The 6,328-nt window shown below is 70.0% G+C and carries 7 protein-coding genes; 2 read left to right on the top strand and 5 right to left on the bottom strand.

Features of this window, described 5'->3' with window-relative positions; all coding sequences use genetic code 11:
* The 5 genes from G6018_RS09460 to G6018_RS09440 all read right to left on the bottom strand — a co-directional run.
* The coding region (locus tag G6018_RS09460; RefSeq protein WP_182639472.1) for a shikimate kinase at window positions 1-123 on the bottom strand (123 nt) is incomplete at its 3' end.
* Between the two features lie 79 nt (window positions 124-202).
* The gene (locus G6018_RS09455) at window positions 203-1,066 is read right to left on the bottom strand and encodes a maleylpyruvate isomerase family mycothiol-dependent enzyme (RefSeq protein ID WP_179524860.1); all 864 of its coding nucleotides are present in this window, start codon (window positions 1,064-1,066) and stop codon (window positions 203-205) included.
* A gap of 48 nt (window positions 1,067-1,114) precedes the next feature.
* Window positions 1,115-2,626, bottom strand: coding sequence for an alpha/beta hydrolase (locus G6018_RS09450; RefSeq protein WP_182639470.1), 1,512 nt, complete (start codon window positions 2,624-2,626; stop codon window positions 1,115-1,117).
* Window positions 2,627-2,793: 167 nt separating this feature from the next.
* The gene (locus tag G6018_RS09445; protein ID WP_179524862.1) at window positions 2,794-2,931 is read right to left on the bottom strand and encodes a methionine/alanine import family NSS transporter small subunit; all 138 of its coding nucleotides are present in this window, start codon (window positions 2,929-2,931) and stop codon (window positions 2,794-2,796) included.
* Window positions 2,932-2,934: 3 nt separating this feature from the next.
* On the bottom strand, window positions 2,935-4,554 hold the full coding sequence (locus G6018_RS09440) for a sodium-dependent transporter (protein WP_182616459.1): 1,620 nt from the start codon (window positions 4,552-4,554) through the stop codon (window positions 2,935-2,937).
* 170 nt (window positions 4,555-4,724) lie between these two features.
* Between G6018_RS09440 and G6018_RS09435 the strand changes: the two genes are divergently transcribed.
* Window positions 4,725-5,219, top strand: coding sequence for a hypothetical protein (locus tag G6018_RS09435; RefSeq protein WP_241731224.1), 495 nt, complete (start codon window positions 4,725-4,727; stop codon window positions 5,217-5,219).
* Window positions 5,220-5,537: 318 nt separating this feature from the next.
* The coding region (locus G6018_RS09430; RefSeq protein WP_182639469.1) for an ACP S-malonyltransferase at window positions 5,538-6,328 on the top strand (791 nt) is incomplete at its 3' end.

Genomic DNA, 6,328 nt, shown 5'->3' with positions numbered 1-6,328 from the left:
GCCGGCGCCCAGCTTCCGGCGGTTGGCGGGGGGATGCAGGTCGTCGGCGTCGAGGAACAGGGCACCCGTCCGCTCGGCGATCGCGCGGGCGACGGTCGACTTACCGGCCCCGGACACCCCCATCACCACGATGTGCGCAACGGCCGCGGGCAACGGCTCTGCCCGATTCGGCACCGGCCCCGTCGGAGTCGCCACGGGCCTGTCAGATGGTGAAGGCCATCGACCCGAGGATCTTCCTGCCCAGGTCCTCGTCGCCACTGATCTCCACGCCGTTGCCGGGTTCGGCGGTGATCCTGCCGGTCGCCGCACGGACGAAGGTCGGGGTGTCGAACACCAGCTCGACCGTGGTCCGCGCGGAGTCGTCGACGTCCACGAGTCCCGCCCGGCCGGCGACCATCACGTCGACGGCCATCGGGAGATCGGTGTCGGACTCACCCGTGACCCGGAACCGGACGCGGGCGCCGTCCGGGGCGCCGGCCTTCTTGCCCACGGTCCGGGGGAGGGAGCGCACGATCTCGTCGAGGGCGAACCGCCCCGGGCCGCTGCCGAGGTGGTGTTGCATGCCGAGGGCGTGGCGGATGTCGTCCTCGTGGATCCAGCAGTCGAAGACGCGCACGCCCATGAAGCGACGGAACGGGACGCGACCGACGGGGGAGTCGGACTCGGCCTCGAACTGCTGCGGGGTCATCTCGGCGAGCTGTCCCGTGCGCTCGGCCACCGCCTCCCGGAAGTCCGCGAACGCGTCCTCGACCGCCAGCGGACGGGCCTCCTGCACGAACTTCTCGTTGAGCTCCCCGATGGGGTTGCGGACGTACTCGTCTGCCGAGGGCGGGAGGTCGACGTCCGGTACCGGTTCGCCCGAGAGCAGGTGCTCCGTTCCGGCGATGTGCGCCACCACGTCGCGGACGGTCCATCCGGGGAGGGCCGTGGGTGCGGCCCAGTCGTCTCTCTTCAGTCCCGCGAGGAGCTCGTCGAGGCGCTTCCATTGCTGGATCAGGTGGCGCACCTCGACGGGTGCGCTGCCGGTGGGTTCTGTGGTGGTGGCGTCGCGGCCCTCGGTCTCCATGGTCACCAGGCTACTGCCGCGGTGGGGACGGACCCGGCCACTTGACCGTCAGCGTCCCGCGGCGGACCCCGCGAGGACGACACCGGTCATGAAGTCGTGGAATCGCGACGGCTCGTCCAGATGCGGGGTGTGTCCGGATTGGGGGAAGACCACCAACTCCTTGACCGGGGCGTCCAGCACCTCGAACCACTCCCGGGCGAGGTCGGAGCGGCCCGGGGACTCGAACTCGCCGAGCACCACGAACACCGGGACGTCCAACCGGGGGACGTCCCGGCGGAAGTCGATGTCCTGCAGTTGCGGGTAGAGGACCGAGAAGGTGTCGATGATCCCGCCCATGCCGCGGATCTGTTCGGTGAGGGTGTACTCCGGGGCCAACAGGCTGGCGGGGTACGCCGACGCCGGGTCGTAGTCCTGTCCGTGCGGGAACTCCCGGTACTCGGGATTGGTGGACAGGGCGTCCGGGTAGGCCAGCATGTCCTCGTAGGGGGGTGGGCCGTTGTCCCGCAGGCGCCGGGCGAAGTCGTCCTGGCCGGCCCGCTCGGCCCAGTCCAGGGTCTCGGCGTACATCCTGCGGTCGGTCTCCTGCTGGTCGACCATCTGCCCGGTGCCGATGAACGCGTGGTACTTCTCTGGTGCGCGCTGCGCGGCGAGCACTCCCAGGGTGGAGCCCCAGGAACTGCCCACCAGATAGATGCGCTCCTGCCCGAACCGCTCCCGCAGGTGGTCGGTGACCTCGAGCGTGTCGGAGATCATCTGCTCGACAGTCAGTGTGTCCGTCGGTTCCAGCGCGGACAGGGACTTGCCGGTCCCGCGCTGATCCCACACGGCCAGAACGAAGTCCTCCTCCAGGGGCTCTCCGGACGCCCTCATCGCCCCGATTGCGGTGCCGCCGGGCCCGCCCTCCAGGAACAGCAGCACAGGGGCGTCGCGGTCGTGGCCCCGGAGCATCACCGCCTGCTCGTGACCGCCGACCGGGAGGGTGATCAGCTCGGCCACACTGGTCGGTAGTTCGCGTCCGTCGGGTCCGGTGATCGGGGCGGTCGACGCCGGGCGGAGCAGGGCGACGGCGAGGACGACCACGGGCAGGGTCACCAGGACCGCTCCGAGTGCGCGGAGTCGCCGGCTCGCCACCGACCGCCGGGGCCCGGTGACGGCGCGTCGCCGACGGCCGGCCGCGGCCCCCCACAGGGCGCCGACCGCCAGGGGGAGACCCATCACCAGCAGGTCGAAGCCCCGCCCGACCACCAGTGCCATCGCCCCGTAGATGCTGCCGAGGTAGACCGCGTCGACAGTGGGCCCCTGCGCCGGGATCCGTGCCAGTTCGAAGGCGGTCAGGAAGGCGACCGGTGCCACGAGCGTGACCCAGCGGGTGGCGGAGAAAGCGCCTGCCGCGGCGCCGAGTCCGAGGCAGACGAGCAGCATCGTCACGGAGTGGACTGTGGTGACCGGGCCGCGGGGCAGGACCACGCCCGTCACGAGACCGGCCACGGCGATCGCTGCCGCGACCGCGGCGAGGACGAGCCACAGGGGTCGGTTCGGAGGTCGAGGAGGAGGAGTCATCGCGGGTCCCGGTCGGTCGATCGTGCGAAAATAGCAGATCAGACGTGCCCGGAAGGGCTGTTCGGAACACGAAGAGGTCACGGGTCCGGTCGCCTCGACGACCCCGGCCCCGGCGCCGCTGTGGTGTGCGGACGCCGGGGCCGGCGATCAGGTCGTGCGGCGCGAGCTCAGAGTTCGCGCGCGGGACGGGCTGTGGCCCCCTCCGGGTCGTCGGGGTGACCGACGTAGTGCACGATGCTGGCGACGAGTCCGCCCCAGATCACGAGCAGGAACAGCACCATCATGATGATCGCGGGAGCGTCCATGGCTCAGGCCTCCTTGGGCGTGTGGGTGGGAGCCGGGTTCTCGTCGGGACGGGTGAGTCCCTCCTCGTAGCTGTAGTCGCTCGGGTCGTCGTCGACGCTCGGCGGCCCGTCGAGCTGGCGGGCCCCCCGCCAGGGCAGGGCCGACAGGACGATCGACAGGACGAGGATGGTCCCGATCATGCCCCAGCCCCAGACGCCCAGGATGGCGGCGTCGTATCCCTCGTAGGGCTCGGAGACGAGGGACATGATCTCGCGGATCAGGGCGTATCCAAGGACGATCGGCGTGATGACCGCCAGGCAGACGATCCAGAACGTGCCGACCTTCCACGAGGACACCGAGTTGAGGTGGTCGCGCAGTGTGGGGGCCAGCCGCATCACGAAGATCACCACGATGAGGGCGATGAGGGTGATGCCGACGATGCCGAGGCTGTTGACGAACTTGTCCATCACATCGAGGTTCTGCAGCCCGGTCTCGGTGGGCATGAGCAGGATCGAGGCGACCGCCATCGGGATGCCCACGGCCAGCACCGAGACGGTGCGGCTGCTGCCCATCTTGTCCTGGAAGGACGAGATGACCACCTGGACGATGGAGATGAGCGAGGTGATGCCGGCCAGGATGAGGCAGATGAAGAAGACCACGCCCCAGATGGGGCCGCCGGGCATCTGCGAGATCAGAGCCGGGAAGGCGATGAACGCCAGACCCGGACCGCCGCCGACGTCCTCCCAGCCCGCGCCCGCCGACGTGGAGACGAGGAAGCCGAGCGTGGCGAACACGCCGATGCCCGCGAGGACCTCGAAGGCGGAGTTGGAGAAGCCCACGACCAGGCCGGAGCTCGTGAGGTTGGACTTGCGCTTGAGGTAGGACGAGTAGGTGAGCATGATGCCGAAGCCGACCGAGAGGGAGAAGAAGATCTGACCGTAGGCCGCGATCCACACGCTCGGCTCGGTGAGCACGCCCCAGTCCGGGGTGAAGAAGTTGTTGAGGCCGTCCATCGCGCCGTCGAGGAAGAGCGAACGTACGACGAGGGCGGCGAAGAGTGCCACCAGGAGCGGGACGAAGAGCAGCGCGGTCCGGCCGATGCCGTTCTGGACGCCCGCGAGCAGGACCCCGAGCGTGACGATCCACACGACCACCAGGACGAGCGCGATGCCCGGGACGAAGTCGATCCCGAACCCGCTGCCGGCGCGGAGGAAGTCCTCGGCGAAGAACGTGGCCGACTCCTCGTACGTCTGCCCCCAGCGTTCGTCGACGGAGAACCACGCGTAGCAGGCCGCCCAGGCGATGATCACCGCGTAGTAGACCGCGATGACGAAGGACACCAGGACCTGGATCCAGCCGATCGGCTCGGCGAAGCGGTTCATCCGTCGGAAGCTCAGGGGGGCGGAACCGCGGAAGCGGTGCCCGATGGCGTAGTCGAAGAACAGCAGCGGGAGACCCGCGGTGAGCAGTGCCACGAGGTAGGGGAGCAGGAAGGCGCCGCCACCGTTGTCGTACGCGACGAAGGGGAAACGCCAGATGTTGCCGAGGCCGACGGCGGAGCCGATTGCGGCGAAGACGAAGACGGAGCGACGGGAGAATGTCTCTCTCGGTGTCACCCCACCTTGGGTGGGCGGGCTGGTCATGGTCGGCTCCTTGTCGGGCGATCGGGCGGCGGATCCGCCGGGTGTGACGGAACGACGATAGGTGTGGTCCCCACAACTCCCAACATCTAGTCGGCGGGTTGGGGTTTTGGTGACCATTTCGACGCATTCGTGGCACCTGATCGTGTTACTGGCGGGACTACAGTGACTTCATGAGGACAATGCAGGTGAGACGGAGGGCGGGACGCGCGCTGGCCGCGGCCGCGCTCGTGGCGTCGATGGCGGGGGTGTCCACCCTCGTCGCCACCCCGACGTCGGCAGCCCCCGTGCCCTCTCCCGCCGAGGTGGTCCGCGAGACCGGGTCGTGGTTCGCTCACGGGTACACCCTCGACCTGCGCGCGGACGGGACGGGGATGCTGGCGGCCTGGGTCGGCGCGTTCGACGGCACCAGGGTGCAGGTGCGTCTGATCCCCGCTCCGGGTCCGGCGACGGTCGCCGAGGTGACCGCCGTCGAGACGGTCGGACGAGGGGGCCTGGCGCCCGACGAGCAACCGGGGATCGGCGGACTGGTCACGATCGCCGTGGGCGACGAGGTCCGGACGGCCCACGTCGAGTGGTCGTCCGGGCCGCGCCGTCTGGCCGTCGACCTGTGCCCCACCGACGGTCTCGACGCCGAGATGATGGCCGTTCTCCGGTGCGGCGCCTGACGGCTGTGCCGGGGTGTGGGAGGCGACGGCGACACGCCGTCGTCGGGCGGATCACCCCTGAGAACGAGATAACGATTCGGTAACATGGGTACCCCGAAACCTGAGGTGCCCCTCACCTGTGTATATGAGGGAACCATCAGCTCCGTATTGTGATCGGGCTCACGCGTCGGCCCCCTCGGGTAACCCCCGAACGGACGGCCGTACCCCCTCAAGCTGAGGGCCCCCTCAACTTCCTGTGGCAGTCTGTGCCCTGCGTCGGACCAGCAACTGGTCTCGGCGTGGAGATGTCCCAGACGAAGTTGCCAAGGAGTTCCACACGTGACGATCGACGACCGCGACCTCACACCCCGCCCGCTCGAGACCGGACACGCGGCCCGCCGCCAGGCCCGCGCGCTCGCGGACGACCTGCGTGAGGGCACCGCCTACGCCCTCGCCTTCGGGGGACAGGGGATCGCGTGGCGCGACGCGTTGAGCGACCTCATCGACGGCACCGGGATCGGTCCCGAACTGCAGGACCTCGTCGACTCCTCCGTCGCCCTCACCGAGCCGGTCCACGACGAGATCGCGGTGGTCCGCCCCCACGGCTTCCGCCCCATCGAGTGGGCCAACACCACCACCGGCGAGGACGAGGACCACGGTGACCTCCCCGACGAGGCGTCGCTCTCCTCCGCCGCGGTCTCCCTGCCGGCCGTCCTGCTCACCCAGGTGGGCGCCGTCCGCGCGCTCGCCGCCGAGGGCTTCGACGTCAACGACACCGCCCCCGCCGCCGTGGTCGGACACTCCCAGGGCATCCTCGCCGTGGAATCGGTCGAGACCTTCGGGTCGATCGACGACCGCCTCCTGGCGATGGCCGAGCTCATCGGCGCCGCCGCCACCCTGATCGGTCGCCGCACGGGCCTGTTCCGCCGTGGCGAGGCCAGCCCCATGGTCGGCGTGTCGGGCATCGACGGCGCGCGACTGCGCGCCCTCGTCGACGAGGTCTTCTCCGCGGTCGACCCCGCACTGCGGCCGACCGTCTCCATCCGCAACGCGCAGCGCCGTCACGTCGTGGTGGGCCGTCCGGACGATCTCGAGGACCTGCGCCGTCACTGCGCGGACCTCGAGGCCGA

It is taken from the genome of Dietzia sp. DQ11-44, assembly GCF_014145205.1.
Lineage (GTDB): Bacteria > Actinomycetota > Actinomycetes > Mycobacteriales > Mycobacteriaceae > Dietzia > Dietzia natronolimnaea.
The sequence above is the reverse complement of the archived record's forward strand: the minus strand, read 5'-3'. Positions and strand labels throughout refer to the sequence as shown.

Bases quoted from the DNA above. Each gene is read 5' to 3' on its own strand.
- G6018_RS09455 (WP_179524860.1), bottom strand. From the start codon at position 1,066: ATGGAGACCGAGGGCCGCGACGCCACCACCACAGAACCCACCGGCAGC.
- G6018_RS09440 (WP_182616459.1), bottom strand. From the start codon at position 4,554: ATGACCAGCCCGCCCACCCAAGGTGGGGTGACACCGAGAGAGACATTC.
- G6018_RS09450 (WP_182639470.1), bottom strand. From the start codon at position 2,626: ATGACTCCTCCTCCTCGACCTCCGAACCGACCCCTGTGGCTCGTCCTC.
- G6018_RS09435 (WP_241731224.1), top strand. From the start codon at position 4,725: ATGAGGACAATGCAGGTGAGACGGAGGGCGGGACGCGCGCTGGCCGCG.
- G6018_RS09445 (WP_179524862.1), bottom strand. From the start codon at position 2,931: ATGGACGCTCCCGCGATCATCATGATGGTGCTGTTCCTGCTCGTGATC.